Origin of the sequence: Lysobacter terrestris, assembly GCF_014489475.1 — a bacterium.
Lineage (GTDB): Bacteria > Pseudomonadota > Gammaproteobacteria > Xanthomonadales > Xanthomonadaceae > Agrilutibacter > Agrilutibacter terrestris.
The window spans coordinates 1341494-1364524 of sequence record NZ_CP060820.1 but is presented as its reverse complement, the minus strand read 5'-3'; the positions used below and the strand labels follow the sequence as shown (position 1 = coordinate 1364524).

The 23031-nt window shown below is 69.0% G+C and carries 20 protein-coding genes; 12 read left to right on the top strand and 8 right to left on the bottom strand.

What is annotated here, in order from left to right:
- Nucleotides 1-37: 37 nt before the first annotated feature.
- The gene (locus H8B22_RS06390; RefSeq protein WP_187713553.1) at nt 38-730 is read right to left on the bottom strand and encodes a rhomboid family intramembrane serine protease; all 693 of its coding nucleotides are present in this window, start codon (nt 728-730) and stop codon (nt 38-40) included.
- Between the two features lie 216 nt (nt 731-946).
- Here H8B22_RS06390 and H8B22_RS06385 point away from each other — a divergent pair, with 216 nt between their 5' ends.
- Complete coding sequence (locus H8B22_RS06385) at nt 947-2314, top strand: OmpP1/FadL family transporter (RefSeq protein WP_187713262.1); 1368 nt, start codon at nt 947-949, stop codon at nt 2312-2314.
- A gap of 194 nt (nt 2315-2508) precedes the next feature.
- Here the strand turns inward: H8B22_RS06385 and putA are convergent, their stop codons facing one another.
- On the bottom strand, nt 2509-5733 hold the full coding sequence (putA, locus tag H8B22_RS06380) for a bifunctional proline dehydrogenase/L-glutamate gamma-semialdehyde dehydrogenase PutA (RefSeq protein ID WP_187713261.1): 3225 nt from the start codon (nt 5731-5733) through the stop codon (nt 2509-2511).
- Nucleotides 5734-6150: 417 nt separating this feature from the next.
- Between putA and coxB the strand changes: the two genes are divergently transcribed.
- Genes coxB through H8B22_RS06355 form a run of 5 tightly spaced genes read left to right on the top strand, consistent with a single transcriptional unit; the run spans nt 6151 to nt 10420 of the window.
- The gene (gene coxB / locus H8B22_RS06375; RefSeq protein WP_187713260.1) at nt 6151-7110 is read left to right on the top strand and encodes a cytochrome c oxidase subunit II; all 960 of its coding nucleotides are present in this window, start codon (nt 6151-6153) and stop codon (nt 7108-7110) included.
- A 26-nt stretch (nt 7111-7136) separates the two neighbouring features.
- Complete coding sequence (gene ctaD / locus H8B22_RS06370; RefSeq protein WP_187713259.1) at nt 7137-8768, top strand: cytochrome c oxidase subunit I; 1632 nt, start codon at nt 7137-7139, stop codon at nt 8766-8768.
- A gap of 19 nt (nt 8769-8787) precedes the next feature.
- Nucleotides 8788-8928 carry a hypothetical protein gene (locus H8B22_RS06365; RefSeq protein WP_187713258.1) on the top strand — a complete coding sequence of 47 codons (141 nt, stop codon included), beginning with the start codon at nt 8788-8790 and terminating at the stop codon, nt 8926-8928.
- Entirely contained in the window at nt 8925-9512 is a 588-nt protein-coding gene (locus H8B22_RS06360) for a cytochrome c oxidase assembly protein (RefSeq protein ID WP_225876299.1), read from the top strand. Before H8B22_RS06365 ends, H8B22_RS06360 begins: the two co-directional genes overlap by 4 nt.
- Before the next feature lie 32 nt (nt 9513-9544).
- Nucleotides 9545-10420 carry a cytochrome c oxidase subunit 3 gene (locus tag H8B22_RS06355; protein WP_187713257.1) on the top strand — a complete coding sequence of 292 codons (876 nt, stop codon included), beginning with the start codon at nt 9545-9547 and terminating at the stop codon, nt 10418-10420.
- Nucleotides 10421-10532: 112 nt separating this feature from the next.
- On the opposite strand, the gene H8B22_RS06350 is transcribed toward H8B22_RS06355, so the two are convergent.
- On the bottom strand, nt 10533-10745 hold the full coding sequence (locus H8B22_RS06350; RefSeq protein ID WP_187713256.1) for a twin transmembrane helix small protein: 213 nt from the start codon (nt 10743-10745) through the stop codon (nt 10533-10535).
- Between the two features lie 66 nt (nt 10746-10811).
- Between H8B22_RS06350 and H8B22_RS06345 the strand changes: the two genes are divergently transcribed.
- The 4 genes from H8B22_RS06345 (at nt 10812) to cyoE (ending at nt 14436) form a co-directional block, all read left to right on the top strand.
- Complete coding sequence (locus H8B22_RS06345) at nt 10812-11537, top strand: SURF1 family protein (protein ID WP_187713255.1); 726 nt, start codon at nt 10812-10814, stop codon at nt 11535-11537.
- Nucleotides 11538-11547: 10 nt separating this feature from the next.
- Entirely contained in the window at nt 11548-12144 is a 597-nt protein-coding gene (locus H8B22_RS06340; RefSeq protein WP_407060843.1) for a hypothetical protein, read from the top strand.
- A gap of 200 nt (nt 12145-12344) precedes the next feature.
- Nucleotides 12345-13487: a COX15/CtaA family protein gene (locus tag H8B22_RS06335; RefSeq protein ID WP_187713253.1), complete on the top strand. Its 1143-nt coding sequence runs from the start codon at nt 12345-12347 to the stop codon at nt 13485-13487.
- 4 nt (nt 13488-13491) lie between these two features.
- Nucleotides 13492-14436 carry a heme o synthase gene (gene cyoE / locus H8B22_RS06330; RefSeq protein WP_187713252.1) on the top strand — a complete coding sequence of 315 codons (945 nt, stop codon included), beginning with the start codon at nt 13492-13494 and terminating at the stop codon, nt 14434-14436.
- A 60-nt stretch (nt 14437-14496) separates the two neighbouring features.
- On the opposite strand, the gene H8B22_RS06325 is transcribed toward cyoE, so the two are convergent.
- Nucleotides 14497-15789, bottom strand: coding sequence for a sensor histidine kinase (locus tag H8B22_RS06325; RefSeq protein ID WP_187713251.1), 1293 nt, complete (start codon nt 15787-15789; stop codon nt 14497-14499).
- Nucleotides 15786-16484, bottom strand: a complete 699-nt coding sequence (locus tag H8B22_RS06320) for a response regulator transcription factor (protein WP_187713250.1) — start codon at nt 16482-16484, stop codon at nt 15786-15788. The genes H8B22_RS06325 and H8B22_RS06320 overlap by 4 nt, the downstream gene beginning before the upstream one ends.
- A gap of 231 nt (nt 16485-16715) precedes the next feature.
- Between H8B22_RS06320 and H8B22_RS06315 the strand changes: the two genes are divergently transcribed.
- Nucleotides 16716-17543, top strand: a complete 828-nt coding sequence (locus tag H8B22_RS06315) for a phosphatase PAP2 family protein (RefSeq protein ID WP_225876298.1) — start codon at nt 16716-16718, stop codon at nt 17541-17543.
- Between the two features lie 38 nt (nt 17544-17581).
- On the top strand, nt 17582-19246 hold the full coding sequence (locus H8B22_RS06310) for a phosphoethanolamine transferase (RefSeq protein WP_187713550.1): 1665 nt from the start codon (nt 17582-17584) through the stop codon (nt 19244-19246).
- Between the two features lie 18 nt (nt 19247-19264).
- On the opposite strand, the gene H8B22_RS06305 is transcribed toward H8B22_RS06310, so the two are convergent.
- From H8B22_RS06305 to H8B22_RS06295, 3 genes are all read right to left on the bottom strand, one after another.
- Nucleotides 19265-20443: a low temperature requirement protein A gene (locus H8B22_RS06305; RefSeq protein ID WP_187713249.1), complete on the bottom strand. Its 1179-nt coding sequence runs from the start codon at nt 20441-20443 to the stop codon at nt 19265-19267.
- 1 nt (nt 20444) lies between these two features.
- Nucleotides 20445-20723 (bottom strand): hypothetical protein, encoded by a 279-nt coding sequence (locus tag H8B22_RS06300; RefSeq protein WP_187713248.1) that lies wholly within the window; start codon nt 20721-20723, stop codon nt 20445-20447.
- Nucleotides 20724-20852: 129 nt separating this feature from the next.
- A complete protein-coding gene (locus H8B22_RS06295) occupies nt 20853-22859 on the bottom strand; it encodes a S9 family peptidase (protein ID WP_208456930.1) in 2007 nt (668 codons plus the stop codon).
- Nucleotides 22860-23031 lie beyond the last annotated feature (172 nt).

The following is a 23031-nucleotide window of genomic DNA, read 5'->3' as shown; positions in this document are numbered from 1 at the left end:
TATCCCTTCGGTTCCCTGTCCCAACCCCAGCCTCGCCTCAATACCCGCGCCGCCGTCGCATCCGCCGCGCGATCCCCGCCTTCGCGATCAGCGCGAACACGCCACCGAAGGCGAAGCCCGCCAGGTGCGCCGACCACGCCACGGCGCCGAAGGCCGGGCCGATGAAGGTGAAGACCAGCTGCAGCAGCGCCCACACCCCGATCAACAGCGCGGCGGGCACCTTCACGAACTGCAGGAACAGGCCCAGCGGCACCACCAGCCCGAGCTTGGCACCCGGGAACAGGGCCAGATAGGCGCCGATCAGCGCCGAGACCGCGCCGCTGGCGCCGATGATCAGGCGGTCGGGGGTGCCGATCGCGATCGCCGCACCGAGGTTGGCGACGGCGCCGCCGAGCAGGAACAGCGCCAGCAGCCGCCACGGCCCCATCGCCCGCTCCGCGGACAGGCCGAAGATCAGCAGGAACACCAGGTTGCCCAGCAGGTGCGCCCAGTCGGCGTGCAGGAACAGGGCGGTGAACAGGCGCAGGACGCGGCCATCGCGGACCCAGTCCAGCCAGTCCGTCGGCGCGGCCAGCCCGCCGGACAGCGTGCCCCAGTCCAGCATCAGGCGCTGCTGCTCCGGGTTGGGCAGCACGGTGAAGGCAAGGAAGCACAGCCACAGCAGGGCGAACAGCAGGGGCACCGCCCAGCGCCGCGGCGAGCGCTCGCGCGAGGGCAGGGAGACGAACACGCTCATCATGCGGAAACCGCGTCCTGCGGCGGTTTTGGGCCGTTCCGACGGCCTGTGGGCGTTGTTAGCATCTGGTTAATAGCCACGCTATAGTGCATACGGTGTCGTACGTCGGGAGGGGTCTCGGCGCGCGACGGCAACGGCCCGGCCGACGCCGCGCAGGCGACCAACAGCAAGACTTATTAGAAAACGAAAAGTCCATTGGAGAGTACACGCATGAACAACCGCATCACCCTCAGCGCGCTGGCCCTGGGTATCGCCGGCGTCCTGACGTACGGCCAGGCCCATGCTTCCGGTTTCCAGTTGCGCGAATCCAGCGTCAAGAACCTCGGCCGCTCCAATGCGGGCAGTGCCGTGTTCAATGGCGATGCCAACGCCGTGACCGGCAACCCGGCCGCGATGTCGAGCTTCGACAAGACCACCGTGCGCGCCGACGTCACCGCGATCGACCTCAGCTTCCAGTTCAAGGGCGACGGCAGGGCGGCGGCCGCGTTCGGCCCGAATGCCCCGGCCCTGACCGGCAGCGACGGCGGCGACGCCGGCGACCTCACCCCGGTGCCGAACATCTCGGCGGTGTTCCCGATGCATGGCGCGCTGGAAGGCCTGACCCTGGGCGCCAGCATCGGCGCTCCGTTCGGCCTGAAGACCGAATACGAGGACGGCTGGGTCGGCCGCTACCACGCGCTGAAGTCGGACGTGAAGGTCGTCGACTTCACCATGTCGGCCTCGGTCAAGCTGCACGACCGCTTCTCCGTCGGCGCCGGCCTCATCTACGAGCGCGCCGAGGCGACCCTGACCAAGGCGATCGATTTCGGCACCGCCCTGTGCTCGGGCTCGGGCAACCCGGCCAACTGCTTCAACCCGGCGTTCCCGTTCCATCCGCAGAGCGCCGACGGCAAGTTCAGCGTGGAAGGCGATGACAGCGGCTTCGGCTGGCTGGTGGGCGCGCAGTGGCAGCCGACCGATGCGTTGACCGTCGGTTTCTCGCACCGCTCGGAAGTCGACCACGAGATCCAGGGCGACATCGACTTCACCCTGCCCGCCTCGGTGCAGGCCGCGCTCGGACCGCGCGCTGCCGGCTTTGCCGACGGTACCGGCGGTGCCGACCTGACCCTGCCGAGCATCACCACGGTGAGCGTCCGCTACGACATCACCGACAGCGTGCGCGTGCTGGCCGACTGGCAGGCGACCGACTGGTCGTCGCTGCGTACGATCGACGTGAAGCGCAGCAACGGCACCTCGCTGGGCGCCGAAGAGTTCGATTGGAACGACACCGAGTTCTATTCGCTCGGCGCCGAGTGGGACATGAACGACAAGTTCACCCTGCGCGCAGGCTTCGCCGTGGACGAAACGCCGACCCACGACGAAACCCGCACCCCGCGCCTGCCCGACAACGACCGCAAGCTGTACTCGGTCGGCGTGACCTGGCAGCTCAGCGATGCCTTCAGCGTCGACGCCGCCTACCAGCGCATCGAAGTCGACAACCCGAAGATGAACGTGGTCTCGTCCAGCGGCTCGCTGCTGGTCGGCGAGGCGGAGGGTTCGGCGAACCTGTTCGGCATCGCCGCTCAGTACTCGTTCTGATCGAAGCCGCAAGTTGAAGAAAAAGCCCCGCTCCGGCGGGGCTTTTTTGTTGCCGTCATCCGGTCGCTGTCGGACCTGCGTGGTGGCCTTTCGTTCGTCCAGGATGCGGGAACGATGGTTTCTAGCGCCGCATAAGAGAAAGCCCCGCAACGCGGGGCTTCTCCAGACAGCGTGGCGCGACCGATGCGCGAACCTCAATCGCCCAGCGTCAGCAGCGAGGCATTGCCGCCGGCGGCGGTGGTGTTGATGGTGATGGTCTTCTCGGTGGTGAAGCGCGGCAGGTAGTGCGGGCCGCCGGCCTTGGGGCCGGTGCCGGACAGGTTCTGCCCGCCGAACGGCTGCACGCCGACCACCGCGCCGATCTGGTTGCGGTTGACGTAGCAGTTGCCGACCTTGATCCGCGAGGAGATCTTCTCCACGGTCTCGTCGATGCGCGAATGGATGCCGAGCGTGAGGCCGTAGCCGGTGCGGTTGATCGCGTCGATCACGTTGTCGAGCTGGTCAGCCTTCCAGCGCACCACGTGCAGCACCGGGCCGAAGACTTCCTTGTGCAGCACGTCGATCGAGCCGATCGCGTACGCACGCGGGGCGAAGAAGCTGCCGTGCGCGGCCTCCTGGTCGACTTCGACTTCGCCGATCCTGGTCGCCTCGGTGTCCATGCGTGCGGCATGGTCCTTGAGCATCTTCAGCGCGTCCTCGTCGATCACCGGGCCGACGTCGGTCGAGAGCAGGCCGGGGTTGCCGACCTTCAGCTCGGCCATCGCGCCGGCGAGCATGTGAGTGACCTTGTCGGCGATGTCGTCCTGCACGAACAGCACGCGCGCGGCCGAGCAACGCTGGCCGGCGGAGGTGAACGCGGAGGAGATCGCATCCTTCACCACCTGTTCCGGCAGCGAGGACGAGTCGGCGATCAGCGCGTTCTGGCCGCCGGTCTCGGCGATCAGCACGCCGATCGCGGCGTCGCGTGCGGCGAGCGCGCGGTTGATCGCGCGCGCGGTGTCGGTCGAGCCGGTGAAGGCCACGCCGGCCACGCGCGGATCGCGGGTCAGTGCGGCGCCGACGGTCGCACCGTCGCCCGGCAGGAACTGCACCGCGGCTTCCGGCACGCCGGCTTCGTGCAGCAGCTTGATCGCGTAGTAGCCGATCAGGTTGGTCTGTTCGGCCGGCTTGGCGATGACGGCATTGCCGGCGGCGAGCGCCGCGGCGACCTGGCCGAGGAAGATCGCCAGCGGGAAGTTCCACGGCGAGATGCAAACGAACACGCCACGGCCGGACAGCTGCAGGGTGTTGGATTCGCCGGTCGGGCCGGGCAGGGCTTCGGGCTTGAACAGCGCGCGCGCCTGCGCGCCGTAATAGCGCAGGAAGTCGACGGCTTCGCGCACTTCGGCGACGCCGTCGGGGATGGTCTTGCCGGCTTCCTTGGTGCACAGCGCGATGTACTGCGGCATGCGCGCTTCGAGCAGGTCGGCGGCGTGTTCGAGGATCGCGGCGCGCGAGGCGGCCGGCGTTGCGTTCCACGCATCGAACGCGTTGACGGCGTTGTTCAGCGCGGTCTCGACGGTGGCGCTGTCGGCGGCCTGCCACTGGCCGACGGTTTCGCGGCGATCGGCCGGATTGGTCACGGCGATGTTCGGGCCGGTGACGTTCGCGCCCGGCACCAGCGGCGTTGCGCGCCAATCGGATTTCGTCGCGGCGTTGACCTGTTCGGCCAGGGTGCGCAGGTGATCGTCGTTGGCGAGGTTCACGCCCATGGAATTGTTCCTCTCAATGCCGTAGCTGCGGTACAGGTCGACCGGCTGCGGGATGCGCGGATGCGCGATGGATTCGAATGCGGAGACGGTGGCGACCGGATCCTGGACGAGGTCGTCGATGGCGACGTCCTCGTCGGTGATGCGGTTGACGAAGCTGGAGTTGGCGCCGTTCTCGAGCAGGCGGCGGACCAGGTACGGCAGCAGGTCCTCGTGCGAACCCACCGGCGCGTACACGCGGCAGGGCACGTCGAGGCGGTCGGCCGGAATCACTTCCGCGTACAGGTCGTCGCCCATGCCGTGCAGCTTCTGGAATTCGAAGTGCCTGGCGCGGCCCATCGCCTTCGCGCGCTGGTGGATCGTCGCGATCGTCTGCGCGTTGTGGGTGGCGAACATCGGGTAGATCGCGTCGCCGGCGTCCAGCATCTTGCGCGCGTTGGCGAGGTAGCTGACGTCGGTGTTGGGCTTGCGCGTGAACACCGGGTAGCCGAGCTGGCCGTCGACCTGCGCGCGCTTCACCTCGCTGTCCCAGTACGCGCCCTTGACCAGGCGCACCGGGATGCGACGGCCGTGACGGCGGGCGAGGTCGGCGATGAAGTCGATCACTTCCGGCGCGCGCTTCTGGTAGGCCTGGATCGCCAGACCGTAGCCTTCCCAGCCGTCGAGCGAAGTGTCGGCGTAGACCGCGGCGATCACGTCGAGCGAGAGTTCGAGGCGGTCGGCTTCTTCCGCGTCGATGGTGAAGCCGATGCCGTACGACTTCGCCAGCTGCGCCAGTTCCAGCACGCGCGGCACCAGTTCGGCGAACACGCGTTCGCGCTTGGCGTGCTCGTAGCGCGGATGCAGCGCCGAGAGCTTCACCGAGATCGACGGGACCCCGAACACTTCGCGGCTGGCATAGCTGCCGCTCTTGCCGATCGCGTGGATCGCGTCGCGGTAGGCCTGCTGGTAACGCAGCGCGTCCTTGGTGGTGAGCGCGCCTTCGCCGAGCATGTCGAACGAGTAGCGGTAATTCGCGTTGTCGCCCTTCTGCGAGCGCGCCAATGCTTCAGCGATGGTGCGGCCCATGACGAACTGGTGGCCCATGATCTTCATCGCCTGGCGCACGGCCAGGCGGATCACCGGTTCACCGACGCGGCCGAGCAGGCGGCTGAAGGCGCCGTGCACGTCGCGCTTGGTTTCGTCGGCGAGGTTGACCAGGTGGCCGGTGAGCATCAGGCCCCAGGTCGAGGCATTCACCAGCACCGAGTCGGACTGGCCCATGTGCCGCTTCCAGTCGGCGTCGCCGAGCTTGTCGCGGATCAGCTTGTCGGCGGTGTCCTGGTCGGGGATGCGCAGCAGCGCCTCGGCCACGCACATCAGCAGCACGCCTTCCTCGCTGCCCAGGTCGTACTGGCGCATGAAGGCCTCGATCGCGCCCTGGTCCTGGGCGCGGGCGCGCACCCGGCGCACCAGGTCGGCGGCGGTGGCCTGGGCGGCGGCATGGTCGGCTGCGGGCAGGCGCGCGTGTTCGAGCAGGTGGCGGACGTGGGCAGCCTCGTCGCGGACCCAGCCGGCGGTGATGGCGGCGCGCGGGCCGGTCGGCGGGGCGGGCAGCTCGGGGCTGATCAGGGCGTCCGGAGCGGGCGACGGGGCGCCCGCCGGAGCGCCGGCGGTGTTGACTGGATTCATCGGGTCCGCGATAGCGGTGGGAAGCCGCATAGTTTAGAGCGTCGGCACCAGCGCGGGCGGGGCCGGGCCAGTAAACATCGTCATATCCGGCGAGCGTGGTTTTTGCCGCATTTGCCGCTTTTTCCCGGCGCCGCCCCCGGTCCTCGCCGCGTTTGCGGGTTGCCCGGGCGCGGCCCGGCGGCTACCATTTCGCGGTTATTCCGTAGCGTCCGCGAAGCTCCCGCCCTCCTCAGGGCATGCCTCCGGCGTGTTGGGTCCCGGCCGACCGATCCGATGGTCTGCGGTCCGGGCCTGCCAGCCACCTCGTTCCGCGCGGCTCCCCGCCGGAGCCGACGCCGCTTCGCACCGAAGCGGTCCGACCGAGGCAGCCCGCGGACCGACAACACGAATCAACTGATCTTTTCGGGGCTCGAACTGATGAAAGCCGGTCGTAGCAAGCTTTGGACCGCGGGACAGTGGGTGATGGGCGTGGCCGCGATGGCCGCTCCGCTGCTCGCCTTCGCGCAGGCCAGCGACACCTGGACCAACGCGCCGCACCGCTGGCAGCTCAACATGGGCGAAGGCGTTACCGCGCAGTCGATGAACGCGTACTCGGCGCACATGCTGGCGCTGTGGATCTGCATCGCCATCGGCATCCTGGTGTTCGGTGCCATGGCCGTGGCCATGTTCAAGTTCCGCCACTCCAAGGGTGCGGTGCCGGACAAGGACTTCACCCACAGCACCAAGCTGGAAATCATCTGGACGGTCGTGCCGATCGTGCTGCTGGTGCTGATGGCGTTCCCGGCCACCAGCAAGCTGATCAAGATGTACGACACCCGCGAGTCGCAGATGACCGTCAAGGTCACCGGCTACCAGTGGATGTGGAAGTACGAGTACCTGGGCGAGGGCGTGAGCTACACCAGCCGCCTGGACCGCCGGAGCGACCAGATCCGCCAGAGCAAGGTGGACGCGCGCACTGCCAACCACCCGAACTACCTGCTCGACGTCGACAACGCCCTGGTGCTGCCGGCCGACACCAAGGTCCGCTTCGTCATCACCGCCGACGACGTGATCCACGCCTGGTGGGTGCCGGCGCTGGGCTGGAAGCAGGACGCGATCCCCGGCATCGTCAACGAAGCCTGGACCAGCGTGAGCAAGCCGGGCGTGTACCGCGGCCAGTGCGCCGAACTGTGCGGCAAGGACCACGGCTTCATGCCGATCGTCGTGCGCGTGCTGCCCAAGGCCGAGTACGCCGCATGGCTGGCCGAGCAGAAGGCGAAGAACGCCACGGCGGCTCCCGCTGCGCCGGCGGCCACGCCGGCTGAAGCCGCTCCCGCCGAGGCAGCGCCCGCCGCTGCTGCCATCGAAGCCCCGGCCGCTGCTGCGGTCGCCGGCTGATCCGAACGAGTTACCGAGGCACGACCATGTCGACGCATTACGAAGCCGCGCACCCGCAAGTGCACCACGATGACCACGCCCACGATCACAAGCAGGGCTTCATCGAGCGCTGGTTCTTCTCGACCAATCACAAGGACATCGGCACGCTGTACCTGGTGTTCTCGTTCGTGATGTTCATCATCGGCGCGGGCATGTCGGTGGTGATCCGCGCCGAACTGATGCAGCCGGGCCTGCAGCACGTCAGCCCCGAGTTCTTCAACCAGATGACCACCGTGCACGCGCTGGTCATGATCTTCGGCGGCATCATGCCGGCCTTCGTCGGCCTGGCCAACTGGATGGTGCCGCTGCAGATCGGCGCGCCGGACATGGCGCTGCCGCGCATGAACAACTGGTCCTTCTGGATCATGCCGTTCGCCTTCACCCTGCTGCTCATGACCCTGTTCATGGACGGCGGCGCGCCGGCCGGCGGCTGGACCATGTACCCGCCGCTGTCGCTGCAGGGCGGCAACAACGTCGCCTTCGCGATCTTCGCCATCCACATGATGGGCATCAGCTCGATCATGGGCGCGATCAACATCATCGCCACCATCCTCAACATGCGCGCCCCGGGCGTCGACCTGCTGAAGATGCCGATCTTCGCCTGGACCTGGCTGATCACCGCGTTCCTGCTGATCGCGGTGATGCCGGTGCTCGCCGGCGCGGTGACGATGCTGCTGACCGACAAGTACGCCGGCACCTCGTTCTTCAACGCCGCCGGCGGCGGCGACCCGGTGATGTTCCAGCACATCTTCTGGTTCTTCGGCCACCCCGAGGTCTACATCATGATCCTGCCGGCCTTCGGCGTCGTGTCGGAAATCATCCCGACCTTCAGCCGTAAGCCGCTGTTCGGCTACCAGGCCATGGTGTACGCGACCGCCTCGATCGCCTTCCTCTCGTTCATCGTATGGGCGCACCACATGTTCACCGTCGGCATGCCGCTCGGTGGCGAGATCTACTTCATGTTCGCGACGATGCTGATCGCGGTGCCGACCGGCGTGAAGGTGTTCAACTGGGTCACCACGATGTGGCGCGGCTCGATCTCGTTCGAGTCGCCAATGCTGTGGGCGATCGCCTTCGTGATCCTGTTCACCATCGGCGGCTTCTCCGGCCTGATGCTCGCGATCGTCCCGGCGGACTTCCAGTACCACGACACCTATTTCGTCGTCGCCCACTTCCACTACGTGCTCGTCACCGGCGCGCTGTTCGGCATCATCGCCGCGGTGTACTACTGGTGGCCGAAGTGGAGCGGCCGCATGTACAACGAAGGCATGGCCAAGTTCCACTTCTGGTGGACGATGGTGTTCGTCAACCTGTTGTTCTTCCCGCAGCACTTCCTCGGCCTGGCCGGCATGCCGCGCCGCATCCCGGACTACAACGTGGTGTTCGCGGACTGGAACCTGGTCAGCTCGATCGGCGCGTTCGGCATGTTCGTGACGCCGTTCATGATGGCCTTCATCCTGTGGCGCTCGCTGCGCACCGGTGCCAAGGCCGAAGCGCGCGCCTGGGAAGGCGCCCGTGGCCTGGAGTGGACCGTGCCGTCGCCGGCGCCGCACCACACCTTCAGCGTGCCGCCGGTCATCCGTGACGGCGACCTCGCCCACGGCGACATCACGCACTAAGGCAACCGGGCCCGTCGCGATGAATCCGCAGCAACATCCGCTCTCGCCGCAGGAAGTCGACGCGCGCCGCAAGCGCGCGCGTCGCACGGCGCTGTGGATCGCGGCGATCGCGGTCGCGGTCTACGTCGGCTTCATCGTCCTGGTGGGGCTGTCGAAGTGAGCACCACGGACCACAAGGCCACGCACAAGCCCAGCAGCGGCATCGCCAAGATGGTGCTGGTGGCGATCGGCGCCTTCGGCTTCACCTTCAGCCTGATCCCGCTGTACCGCATCGCCTGCGAGAAGGTGCTGGGCATCCGCCTGGAACGCACCGCCGCGGAAGGCGTGGCGGATGCGAAGGCGACCAGCGAGCGCACCATCACCGTGCAGTTCGACGGCGGCGTGAACTCCAAGCTGCCCTGGCAGTTCGCGCCGAACCAGCTGAGCATGACCGTGCGTCCCGGCGAGCAGTACGAAGCGACCTACAAGGCCCTCAACACCAGCACGCGCGCCATCGTCGGCAGCGCGGTGCCGTCGGTGGCGCCGGCGCGTGCGTCGGGTTACTTCAGCAAGACCGAGTGCTTCTGCTTCACCGCCCAGACCCTGCAGGCCGGCGAGACGCGCGACATGCCCGTGCGCTTCATCGTCGACCCGAACCTGCCGGCGGACGTGAAGACGATCACCCTGTCCTACACCTTCTTCAAGAACGACACGCTGACGTCGAAGCTGGCCGGTAGCACGGCTGCTTCGCACGCGGCGCCCTGACTTTTCGCACAGCACTGACCGGAACACCTGCCATGGCACAAGCACACGCAGACGCCCACCATTACTTCGTGCCGCACAGCAGCCGCTGGCCGTTCCTCGGCTCGATCGCGCTGTTCACCACTATGGTCGGCCTGGCCAGCTGGTTCAACGCCACCAGCTGGGGCAAGCCGGTGTTCTTCTTCGGCATCGCGCTGATGGCCGGCGTGCTGTTCGGCTGGTTCGGCGACGTGATCCGCGAGTCGATCAAGGGCAACTACAACAAGCAGGTCGACACCTCGTTCCGCATGGGCATGGTGTGGTTCATCTTCTCCGAGGTGATGTTCTTCGCCGCGTTCTTCGGTGCCCTGTTCTACGCCCGCCAGCTCGCGCTGCCGTGGCTGTCGGGCGAAGGCGACGGCGTCATGACCAACGCGCTGCTGTGGGACGGCTACGCCGCGGGCTGGCCGACCAACGGCCCGGGCGGCATCGGCGGCATCTACCAGACGGTGCCGGCGTGGGGCCTGCCGCTGCTCAACACGCTGATCCTGCTGTCCTCGGGCGTGACCGTGACCATCGCGCACCACGCGCTGAAGGCCGGCCACCGCAAGGCGCTGCTGATCTTCCTCGGCGCCACCGTGGCGCTGGGCTGCCTGTTCCTGTTCTTCCAGGGCGAGGAATACATCCACGCCTACAAGGAACTGAACCTGACCCTGGGTTCGGGCATCTACGGTTCGACCTTCTTCATGCTCACCGGCTTCCACGGCGCGCACGTGACGCTGGGCACGATCATGCTGGCGATCATCTGGTTCCGCTGCGCCAAGGGCCACTTCAGCAAGGACGACCACTTTGCGTTCGAAGCGGTGGCCTGGTACTGGCACTTCGTCGACGTGGTGTGGCTGGGCCTGTTCCTGTTCGTCTACGTGCTGTAAGGCGACACGCGAAGGCCCGGGCTGAGGCTGCAGAGCCGAAGTCCCGGGCCTTTTGCTTTTGTGGGTATCGGTTTGGCACGGCTCGCCGCGATTGCGGCGAGCGGGGCGGGGCTCAGGGGTTGCGGCCGATGCCGTGGAACTCGATCCAGCCCATCTTGGCGGCGATGACGACGCCGATGATCAGCGCGACGGACAGCGCGATGCGGCGGGTCAGCGCATTCACCGTGCGCTTGCTCTCGCCCTTGTCGACCATCATGTAATAGAGGCCGGCACCGAGGTTCCAGAGAATGAGGATCAGGACGGCGATGATCAGCAAGGTCTTCATGGCGACGCTCCGGCACGCGTCGAGCGCACCTGCCTGCGCATTATCGCAGCCGCCGGGAACCTGCGCGTGAGCCGCCGGCGCAACCTCGTCGTCGGCTGGACCCTGGCGGTGCTGGCGATCGCGCTGTTCGCGCGACTGGGCCTCTGGCAGACGCAGCGCGCGGTCGAGAAGCAGGCGATGCTCGCCGCGGTCGACAAGGTGCTGGCGCAGCGCCAGGCCGTGCCGCTCGCCGCGGCCGCGAATGCCGCGCGCGCGCACGACTACGACTGGAGCGCCGGCTGGGGCGAATTCGATGCGCGCGGTCCGCTGTGGCTCGACAACCAGCAACGCAACGGCCGTGCCGGCGTGCACGCGTATCGCCTGTTCCGGCCCGAGGGCGCGCCGCCGTTGCTGGTCGACCTGGGCTGGCTGCCGTTGCCGGGCAATCGCGCCATGCCGGCGATCGCGCGGCCCGCCGGGCGCATGCAACTACGCGGCCTGCTGACGGCGCCGCCGTCCGCCGGACTCGCCCTGGGCCGCGGCATCGTCCGCCAGGGCGACGGCTGGGTGCTCACGCGCATCGACGCCGCCGTGGTTGCGCGCGAACTGCACCTGTCCGCGCCGCTGGCGCCGCGGGTGCTGCGCCTGGACCCGGCGCTGCCGCTGGGCTACGAGCGCGACCTGCAACTGCTGGCCAACACCCTCCCGCCCGATCGCCACCGCGGCTACGCGCTGCAGTGGTTCGCGCTGGCCACCGCCGTGCTGGTCACGGCCCTGATCCTGACGTTCCGCAAAGCACGCCATGAACGATAGCAACCCCGCCATGTCGCCCCACCGCCACCGCCACCGCAATCGCAACCGCGTGCTGCTGCTGGGCATCTTCGCGATCTTCTTCGGCAGCCTGATCTTCGCCGGCGTATTGCGCTTCTCCGGTTGGCGCCCGCACGGCATGAAGAACAAGGGCGAGCTGCTGCAGCCGCCCGCGGACCTGCGCGCCGTCGCGCCGAAGCTGCTCGACGGCAGCGCCTACCGGTGGACCCCGATCAACCGCACCTGGCGCATCGCGCTGGCGCCGCCGGCCGACTGCGGCGCCGAATGCGCCAAGGTGGCGAAGGACATCCACACGGTGTGGGAACTGCTCGGGCGCGAAGCCATCCGCGTCGACGTGCTGTGGCTGTGCGCGAGCGCTTCGTGCGCGCTGCCCGACGGCGCGCCGCCGCAGGCCAACCTGCGCCTGCTGCAGGCCGATGCCGCGCTGCGCGCGCAATTGCCGCGCGCCGACCAGGTCGCATGGAGCGGCGGTCGCGGCGTGCCGGTCTACGTGATCGATCCGAACGGGTTCGTGATTCTGCGCTACGCTGCCGGCGCCGACCCGGGCGACCTGCGCTCCGACCTGGCCAAGCTGCTCAAGCTTAAGTGAGAGCCTACCTACGATCTCTGCATGGCCCGCGTTGCCCCGCAACTGCGGGGCAACCCGAAGGGCCGGGGCTGCGGACGCGCAGCCCCGCGTCATCGCTCGGTCGTGTATCGACATACACTCCCTCGCTCTTCCTTGCTCTGCGCGCCCGCAGCCCCGGCGCGGCCCACGCAGAGACCGCAGACAGGCTCTAGGCATTGCGCATGACCGTAACGACCCGTCCCACCCGCAACTTCCATCGCCTCGCCTGGCTCGCGCTCGCGCTCGCGCTGGGCGTGATCGTGTTCGGCGCCTTCGTGCGCCTGTCCAACGCCGGCCTGAGCTGCCCGGACTGGCCGACCTGCTACGGCCGCGCCACCTGGCCCGGTGCCGCACAGGAAGTCAGCGAACACGCCGCGAGCGCGATCCGCCCGTTCGAGACGCACAAGGCCTGGCGCGAGCAGGTGCACCGCATGATCGCCGGCCTGCTCGGCGTGCTCGTGCTCACCCTGGCCCTGCTCGCCGCGCGCAAGCGCGCAAAGGGCGCGTTGCAGGTGGTCGTCGCGGCTGTGCTGGTCGCGGTGGCGATCCCGCTGTACATGCGCGGGCAGCACGGCGCCGCTTCGGTGCTGGCGGTGGCGGGTGAAGCGGTGCTGCTGCTGGCCGCGTGGCGCTGGAGCAACAGCGACCTCAGTCGCGTCGCCGTGCTCACCCTGGCGGTGATCATCTTCCAAGCGCTGCTCGGCATGTGGACGGTGACCTGGCTGCTGAAGCCGATCGTGGTGATGGGCCACCTGCTTGGCGGCCTCACCACCTTCGGGCTGCTCGCGTGGATGGCGTGGCGCGCGACCGACCAGCCGATCCGCGTGGCCGAAGCGGTGGCGATGCGTCGCCTCATCGTCATTGGCCTGGTCGTGCTGGCGCTGCAGATCGCCCTGGGCGGCTGGACCAGCGCCAACTACGCCGCGCTCGCCTGCGGCAACGATTTCCCCAAGTGCGTGGGCCGCTGGTGGCCGCCGCACGACTTCGGCGAAGGCTTCGTGCTGTGGCGTGGCATCGGCGTCGACTACGAAGGCGGCATCCTCGACGGCGCCTCGCGCATCGCGATCCAACTGGCGCACCGGATCATGGCGGCGGTCGTGTTCGTGTACCTGTCGTGGTTCGCGGTGAAGCTGCTGCGCACCACCGGCATGCGTGGCTGGGGCGGCCTGCTGGCCGCGCTGGTGCTGGCGCAGGTCGCGCTGGGCATCGCCAACGTCAAGCTCGGCCTGCCGCTGGCCGTCGCCGTGCTGCACAACGCGGGCGCGGCGCTGCTGCTGTTCGTGCTGGTGTCGCTGCTGGCGCGTTTGCGCGCACCGGAGTACTGAGCCCATGAGCGGCACGCTGCGCCCGGCCGTCATCCGGCAATATTTCGACCTGACCAAGCCGCGCGTGGTCGCGCTGATCGTGTTCACCGCGCTGGTGGGCATGCTGCTGGCGATCGACGGCCTGCCGACCGCGGAGGAAACCCGCCGCGGCCTGCTCGGCTTCCTCGGCATCTGGCTGGCGGCATCGAGCGCGGCGGCGATCAACCAGCTGCTCGACGCGCGCATCGACGCGAAGATGGCGCGCACCTCGTGGCGCCCGATCGTCGCCGGGCAGATCACCCCGCGGCAGGCGCTGGCGTTCGCGCTGGTGCTGGGCGCGCTGTCGATGCTGGTGCTGGTGCTGTGGGTCAACACCATCACCGCGCTGCTCACCTTCGCCTCGCTGATCGGCTATGCGGTGGTCTACACCGTGTTCCTCAAGCGCGCCACGCCGCAGAACATCGTCATCGGCGGCATCGCCGGCGCGGCGCCGCCGCTGCTGGGCTGGGCTTCGATCACCGGCATGCAGGGCGAATGGGACTGGTCGCACGCGCTGCTGCTGGTGCTGATCATCTTCGTGTGGACGCCGCCGCATTTCTGGGCGCTGGCGATCTTCCGCCGCGAGGACTACCGCAAGGCGATGGTGCCGATGCTGCCGGTCACCCACGGCGTGCAGTACACGCGCTGGCAGATCCTGTTCTACACCGTGCTGCTGGTGGTGGTGACCGTGCTGCCGTTCGCGGCGGGCATGAGCGGCTGGTTCTACCTGGGCGGCGCGCTGGTGCTCGGTGCGATGTTCATCTGGCACGCGTGGAAGCTGATGGATCCGCCGGACGAGCTCTATGCGATGAAGGTCTTCAGCTATTCCATCGTCTACCTGATGGCGCTGTTCGCGTTCCTGCTGGTCGACCACTGGCTGCTGCCGTGGTTGCAGCCGGCGGCGCCGATCGAATTCCAGAAGGTCGGTTGACGCCGGCGCCAGCCGCGAGCGCGCGCAGCAAGGCTGGCGCGCGACTCGGGGCCGCTCATCTCACGTATTGGTGAAGCTCAGCGTCGTGGTCGTGCCGCGGCCCTGGTCCGAGGCGAGGCTCAGGCGCCAGCCGAGGTGTTCGCACAGGCGCGAGATCAGGTCCAGGCCGATGCCGTCGCCGCGGTCGCCGTTGCCCCCGCGCGCCATGCGCGCGTAGATCGCGCTGATTTCCTCCGGGGTCATGCCGTGGCCGGGGTCGTCGATCACCACGGTCGCCGGCGCCAGCAGGCGGACGCGGATCTCGCCGCGATCGCTGTGCTCGATCGCGTTGCGCAGCAGGTTGCCGATCGCGGCCTGCACGATCGGCAGCGGCGCGCTGATCTCGACCTGCGGCAACGGCGCCAGCGCGAGCGTCAGCGCCTTGTCGCGGGTGAGGTGGCGATGGTCTTCGACGATCGCCGGCAGCAACTGGTCGAGCGCGACGCGTTCGCTGGCGCGCGCCAGCCGCGCCGGATCCTTGGCCAGCACCAGCAGCAGCGAGATCAGCTGCTCGACGTCGCGCGCGGTGCGGCGGATGCGGCCGAGCTGCTGCTGCGTCGGCGCGGGCAGGCCGGGCTGCTGCAGGGCGAGTTCGGCGGAGCCGGAAATCACCGCGATCGGCGTGCGCAGCTCGTGGCTGGCGGTGTCGATGAAGGTGCGTTCGCGCTCGACGAAGCGCGCATTGCGCTGCAGGTAGTCGTTGAGCGCATCGGCGATCACGTGCAGCTCCGAGCTGGCCGACTCGCGCACGTCGATGCGCTGCGCCGGCAGGTCCGGGCGCAGGTCGCCGATCTGTTCGGCCATGCGGCTGAGCGGGCGCACCATGCGGTTGGCGATCCAGGCGACGATCAGGCCCAGCACCACGATCAGGCCGAGCGCGACGCCCACGACATTCACCGCGGTATGCACCTCGCGCTGTTCGAAATCGGTGACGTCGAGCGTGAGCAGCAGCGTGCGCGCGTCGACGCGGCGCACCAGCACGACGTAGTAGCGGCCGCCGATGTCGATGTCGTCGTGCAGGCCGGGCCCGATCGTGCGCAGCGGCGCGGGCAGGGTCGCGTCGCGCGCGTCGTACAGCGCCATGGTGTTGGTATTGGTCCAGCGGTAGCCGGGCTGGTCGCGCAGGCGCTCGACCACGTGGTCGAGCTCCGAATTCAGCATCGTCCGCCACACCAGGCGTTCGGCGCGCTCGTGCACCAGGTTGCCCTGGGCGATCACCACCAGCGACAGCAGCACCACGTAGCCGAGCAGGGCGAGCAGGATGCGGCTGCGCAGGCTGCGCCCGCGCACGCGTCTTGGGGTGGTGGCGTTCATTCGTCGGCCTCCGTGCCGTCCGCCGCGCCGGTGTCGGCCAGGCGGTAGCCGACGCGCGGCAGGGTGTGGATCAGCTTGGTGGGGAACGGCCCGTCGACGCTGCGCCGCAGCTCGTACACGTGCGATCGCAGCATGTCGCCGTCCGGCGGCGCGTCGCCCCACAAGCCGTGTTCGAGGCGTTCGCGCGGCACTGCCGCGGGGCTGGCCTGCATCAGCAGTTCCAGCAGCTTGCGGCAGGCCGGGTACAGGTGCAGCGAACGGCCACCGCGCGTCACCTCGAGGGTGGCGAGGTCGTAGCGCAGGTCGGCCACCTGCAGCACGCGGCGGCCGCGTCCGCCCGCGCGCGCCATCAGCGCTTCCAGCCGCACTTCGAGTTCGGGCAGGTCGAAGGGCTTGGTGAGGTAGTCGTCGGCGCCGCTGCGGAAGCCGTGCACCTTGTCGTCGAGCTCGGCGCGCGCGGTGAGCAGCAGCACCGGCACCTGGCGCCCGGCGTCGCGCAGGCGCGCGAGCACCTCGCGCCCGTCCATGCGCGGCAGCATCCAGTCGAGCACGACCGCGTCGTAGTCCTGGGTCAGCGCCAGGTGCAGGCCGGTGGGTCCGTCGGGCGCGGCATCGAGCGTGTAGCCGCGCGCCTCGAAGTATTCGAACAGGTTCGCGACCAGGTTCCGGTTGTCTTCCACCACCAGCACGCGCATGCGTCGACGAGTCCTCGTTTGGGTCGGCATCGCGTGCCGGCCGGGGAGCCTGCGGTCCGCGGCGTCGAAGCGTCGTCGGAGCGCCGCGACGATAGCACTGCCCCGTTCACCTTCCGCCGCAAACGTGAACGCCGGCACATGGGTTTAACGCGTTGCGAATGCCGCTCCCACCGTTCTCCGACGCCGCCCCGTCGACCATCGCCGCGGCTTCGAATCCGCCGTGACCGCCGCATGCCCGTTCCCGCTTCCGACCTCTCCGCCAAGGGCTTCGTGCCGGCCGCGCCGCCCGCGGACGCGGCCGTGGCGCCAGCCCTGCCGGCGTGGCGCGCACCGGGTTTCTACCGCCTGCACGGCCAGCTGCCGTTGCTGGTGCTGGCGATGGTGTTCACCGCGTGGACCCTCCTGCACGGCGATTTCTGGCTCGCCGACCGGCTCTACGCCTGGGAAGGACACACCTGGATGCTCCGCCACGCCTGGGTGACGCAGACCCTGATCCACCTGCTCGGGCGCGACCTGAGCACCGCGGCGTGGCTGGTGGTGCTGGCAGCCTTCGTGGTGGCCAGCATGCGCGCCAGCTGGCGGCACCTGCGCCGGCCCCTGCTGTACCTGCTGGTCGCGACGGCGCTGTCGACGCTGCTGGTCGCCTGGATCAAGTCGTGGTCGAACATCGACTGCCCCTGGGACCTGGCCCGCTACGGCGGCGCGCGCGCCTATTTCGGCCTGTTCGAGCCGCGCCCGGCGGGCATGGGCCGCGGCGTCTGCTTCCCCGCCGGCCACGCCGGCGGCGGTTACACCTGGCTGGCGCTGTACTTCTTCCTGCTGGCGGTGCGGCCGCGCCTGCGCTGGCTCGGCCTAGCTGCCGGCCTGTCGGCCGGACTGCTGTTCGGCATCTCCCAGCAGCTGCGCGGGGCGCACTTCCTCTCGCACGACCTGGCGGCCATCGCCATCTGCTGGGGTTCGGCGGTGCTGATGCAGCGCCTGTTCTGGCGCCGGGACGGTGGGCTACAGTCGCCTGCCGTGCCTTCGACGTCGATCCCGCCACCGGCCTCCCTCCAGTGAGTACCGTGACCTCTCTAGCGGCCGGGCGCCTCGATCGCCTGGCCTCATGGGGCGCCCGTGCGGCGCGTTACCGCCCGGAACTGAGCGTCGATGCGCTGGCGATCGTCGCCGCGCTGTATTTCGCGCTGGCGAGCAACGGCACCTTCTTCCGTGCGGTGGCCGCGACCGGCGCGCTGGACGGCGGCAAGGGCGCGCTGACCGCGGCCAGCCTGTTCGTCGCCATCACCGCGCTGCACACCGTCCTGCTGGGCGTGCTGCTCAACCGCTGGACCGCGAAGCCGCTGCTGACCGTGCTGCTGCTGGCGAGCGCGGCGGCGGCGTACTTCATGGCGGCGTACACCGTGTACTTCGACGCGGACATGCTGCGCAACATCCTGCATACCGACGGCAAGGAGTCGCACGAGCTCATCTCGTTCGCGGCACTGCCGTCGCTGCTGCTGTACGGCGTGCTGCCGGCGGTGCTGCTGTGGCGGGTGCGACTGAAGCGCCGACCGCTGCTGCGCGCCGTCGTCGTGCGCGTGGCCTGCATCGTGCTGGCGGTGGTGGTCGCGGCGGGGGCGTTGCTGGCGTCGTTCCAGAGCATTTCCGCGCTGATGCGCAACCACCGTGAACTGCGTTACCTGGTCACGCCGGGCAACTACCTGGTGTCGCTGGCGCAGGTCGCGCACGACGCGAACAAAGACCGCAACCGCCCGCGCGAACCGGTCGGCACGCACGCGAAGGTGGTCGGACGCCCCGCGGATGCGAAGCCGCGCCTGCTCGTGCTCGTCGTCGGCGAAACCGTGCGCGCGCAGAACTGGGGCCTCAACGGCTACGCGCGCCAGACCACGCCGCAGCTGGCCGCGTTGGCGCAGCAGCCCGACGGCCCCGCCAACTTCCGCAACGTCAGCGCCTGCGGCTCGGCCACCGAAGTGTCGCTGCCGTGCATGTTCTCGATGTACGGCCGCGCCAACTACGACAAGGACCGGATCAAGCATTCCGAATCGCTGCTGCACGTGCTCGAGCACGCCGGCATCAAGACCCTGTGGCGCGACAATCAGACCGGTTGCAAGGGCGTGTGCGAGGGGCTCGCGTTCGAATCGTTCGAGCACGGCGACGTGCCCGGCGCCTGCAGCAAGGACGGCTGTCTCGACGAAGCGATGCTGCACGGCCTGGCCGAACGCATCGCCGCCCATCCGGGCGACCAGGTCGTGGTGCTGCACCAGCTCGGCAACCACGGGCCGGCGTACTACGCGCGCTATCCGGCGCGGCTGCGCCGCTTCGTTCCGACCTGCGACGTGTCCGACCTGAACCGCTGCAGCCGCGAGCAGATCGTCAACGCCTACGACAACGCGGTGCTGTCGACCGACGATTTCATCGCCCGCACCATCGCCTTCCTCGGCGCGCAGGGCGACCGCGACACGGCGCTGATCTACCTGTCCGACCACGGCGAGTCGTTGGGCGAGAACGGCCTGTACCTGCACGGGGTGCCGTACGCGATCGCGCCGGCAACGCAGACCCGCGTGCCGCTGCTGGTGTGGCTGTCGCCGCGCTTCGCCGCGTCGCGCGGCATCGATACGGCCTGCCTGAAGGCGCGCAGCGACGAAGCGCTCAGCCAGGACAACCTGTTCTCGTCGGTGCTCGGCCTGATGCAGGTGCGCACGCCGGAATACACCACGGCGCTCGACCTGTTCGCGCGCTGCGAAGCGACGCTGGCCGGCTGACAGCCGCTGGCCGGCGGGCTAGCCGGCGACCCTGACCCGCCGCACCGCGAACGACTCCCATACCGCCACGACCAGCAGCACCAGGGTGGTGGCGATGCCCGTCGCCAGCGGCGTGAGATGCAGGCGCATCACCGCGAACGCCAGCACGCCGAGCAGCGCCAGGCCGACCAGGTGCGAGAGCGGCGGGATGATGCGGTCGTTGGTGCTCCACTTGAACAGCGCCGTGCCGGCCAGGTAGCACGCCGGCCCGCCGAGGATCGCGGTCATCGCCGCGGTGTCGCCGTGGTGCGGATGCACCAGCACGATCTCGTCGGCCACCGCGCACAGGATGATGCCCGCGACGATCACCGCGTGCAGGTAGGTGTAGGCGCGGCGCGCGTGCCTGCCGGGGTCGGCGGAGTGGGACATGCGGTGCTCGGCGCGCTGCGCGCCGGTATCGAAGTAGATCCACCACATCAGGATGGTGCCGATCACCGCGCTGGCGAAGCCGAGCAGCGCGGCCTGGTCCCACTCGCGTGCGGCGAAGGTCGCCCCGGTGACCAGCAGCGACTCGCCCAGCGCGATGATGATGAACAGCGCGCAGCGTTCGGCCAGGTGCGAGCCCTGCACGTCCCAGTCGGCGATGCGCGAACGGCCCAGCCCGGGCACCCAGAAGTAGGCGATCGGGCCGAGGAGTTCGACCAGCAGCGCCACGCTCCACCAACCCAGCCGCGTCGCGCCCGGCGCGAAGCCGCCGATGATCCAGAACACCGCCGCCAGCGCCATCCAGGCCAGGATGCGCTGGAAGTTACGCACGCGGTGGGGTTCCGCATCGCGCACCGCCCACAGGAAGAACAGCGTGCGCCCGACCTGCATGAAGGCGTAGGCGCCGGCGAACACCAGCCCGCGTTCGCCGAAGGCCTGGGGAATCGAGGCCGACAGCAGCAGTCCGGCGACCATCAGTACGAACATCGCGGTGCGCACGGGCAGGCGCTCGGGATCGAGCCAGTTGGTGACCCACGAGGTGTAGATCCACACCCACCACACCCCGAGCAGCAGCGCCGCGACGCGCACCGCGTTGGCGGGGCTCAGGTCGGCAAGCAGCGTGTGCGAGAGCTGGGTGACCGCGAACACGAACACCAGGTCGAAGAACAACTCGACCATGCCCACGCGCCCGCTGTCGTGGTGGCTGCGGTCGCGCAGCAACGGCGTCGCCATGTCAGTCACCGCCCCGCGCCTGCCGGAGCCAGCACCAGTACGCCACCGCGGCCGGCACGGCGAACACCACCGCGAAGATCGGCAACTCGTCGGCCAGCGGATACCCCGCGCGCGCCACGCCCACCCACAGGTTGAAGGCCGCGCACGCCAGCCACACCGGGAAGAAGGCCAGCAGCAGCTGGCGCCGCCTCGCCGCCGGCACGTCGCGCAGCGCCCGTGCGAACAGCACGAAGATCCCCAGCAACAGCAGGCCGCCCGCGATCACGTAAACCGTATGCATGGTCCACCTCCTCCGCCGCGAATCTAGCGGCTCCGTGACGGCTGCGGCAAATCCGCGCCCGGCGGCTGCCGTAACGCAGACGGCCCGCATCGCTGCGGGCCGTCCGGACGATCGCGGCGTGGCAGGCGCTTACTTCGCGCCGCCACCCAGCAGGTGCTGCTGCCAGAACAGGATCGTCGCCGCGCCGTAGTAGTCGGCGTTGGCCTTCTTCTTGAAGCCGTGGCCTTCGTCGTTGAACAGCAGGTACCACACCGGCTGGCCGTTGCCGCGCACCGCCTTCACGATCTGCTCGGCCTCGGTGTAGGGCACGCGCGGATCGTTCTTGCCCTGGGCCACGAACAGCCGCGACTTGATCCGCTGCGGGTGCCGCGCCGGTGAGATCTGCGCGAACACCTGCTTCATTTCCTCGGTGCGTTCGTCGCCGTATTCGGCACGGCGCAGGTCGCGGCGGTAGCTTTCGGTGTTGGTGAGGAAGGTGGTGAAGTCGGAGATGCCGACGACGTCGACGCCGGCGCGGATGCGATCGCTGTAGTGCATCAGCGAAGCCAGCACCATGTAGCCGCCGTAGCTGCCGCCCTGCACGGCGACGCGCGAGGCGTCGAGCTCGGGCTGCTTGGCGATCCAGTCGAGCAGGGCGCCGATGTCCTTGACCGAGTCCTCGCGCTTGGCTGCGTTGTCGAGCGACAGGTAGGTCTTGCCGTAGCCGGAGGAGCCGCGCACGTTCGGCACCAGCATCGCGACGCCGAGTTCGTTGGCAAGGAACTGCGCGGTCGGGTTGAAGGTCGGTTGCGACTGGCCTTCCGGGCCGCCGTGGATGTTGATCACCACCGGCAGTTTCTTGCCGGCCGGCACGTTGGCGGGCTTGTAGAAGAACGCGGGAATCGTGCGTGGCTTGCCGTCGACCTGGTCGAAGGTCGGATAACGGACCAGCGTCGGCGCGACGAACTTCGCCGCGTCGAGGCCGCCGACTTCGCTCTGCGTCCAGCGCGCGAGCGACGCATTCGCGAGATCGACCACGTACACGTCGCTGGGCGAGGTCGCGCTGTTGAGCGTCAGGGCCAGACGCTGGCCGTCCGGCGAGAAGCTGAAACCGCCGATCACGCCGATCGGCAGCGCCGGCAGCCTCACTTCCTGGTGCGAGGGCAGCGCCAGCACGTGCAGCTTGCTGATGCCGTCCTCGTTGGTGACGTAGGCAAGGTGCTTGCCGTTGTCGGCGAGGGTGAAGCCGTCGACGTCCCACGGGATGTCGCGGGTGAGGACGTCGAACTTGCCGCTGGCCGGATCGTGGTAGCGCAGGGTCTGGAATTCCTGCGCCTGGCCCGGCAACGGTTCGTCGGAGACGAAGTAGACCGCGCGGCCGTCGGGCGCGAAGGCGAAGCCGCCGAACGCTGCCTTGCCGCCATCGACGGGGAACAGCTCCAGCTTGCCGGTGTCGACGTCGACCACGCCCGGGTACGACTCGGACGCCGAGACGTACTTCGTCACCAGCAGGCGCTTGCCGTCGGGCGAGAAGTCCTGCGCGCTCCAGCTGCCGCCGGTGGTGAGCAGCGGTTTCGCGGTACCCGTCGCGACGTCGCGCACCCAGATGTCGGTGTCGGTGCCGTTGCGCGCCGTGCTGCTGTAGGCCATGCGCGCGCCATCGCGCGAGAACAGCGCGCCGCCGTTCTGCGTGCGCTTGCCGTCGGTGAGCAGGGACACGTTGCGGGTCTTGAGGTCGAACCAGTGCAGCTGCGAGAACTCGTCGCCGCCCTTGTCCTTGCCGAACGCGAAGCCGTCCAGTTTCGAGGTCGACGGCGCGACGGTGATGCCGCCCAGCGGCTCGGGATAGAAGGTGAGCTGTTCGCGCACGCCCATCGGCTGGCACACGCGGTGCGCCTGCGCGGTTTCGGCGAAACGCGTGCTGACCAGCAGGCAGCCGTCGCGGGTCCAGCCGGCGAGGTTGGCGCCGCGGGTGTTCTGGTAGCGGTTGAGCCGTTCCAGCAGCTCGGCCGGGATGGCGGGAATGTTCTCGCTGACGCGGTTGCCGACTTCCTCGCGGACCACGCCGTCGCGCTTCATGTCACTGGCGGACTGGGCGAAGGCGGGCAGGCAGGCGAGGGCGAGTGCGGCGATGGGCAGGGTGCGGCGGATCGGCATGATGGGTTCCCCGGATGAACCCTGCGAGCTTAGCCCGCCACCGCTTTGCCGAGCCCGGCCGGAAGTCATGCGCCGCGACGGAGGAGGTCGAACCGTAGCCCGGGTAAGCGTCAGCGCACCCGGGTCGCGCGCGCAGCCACGAGCCACCATGGCTGCGCTGGATTTGGCAAAG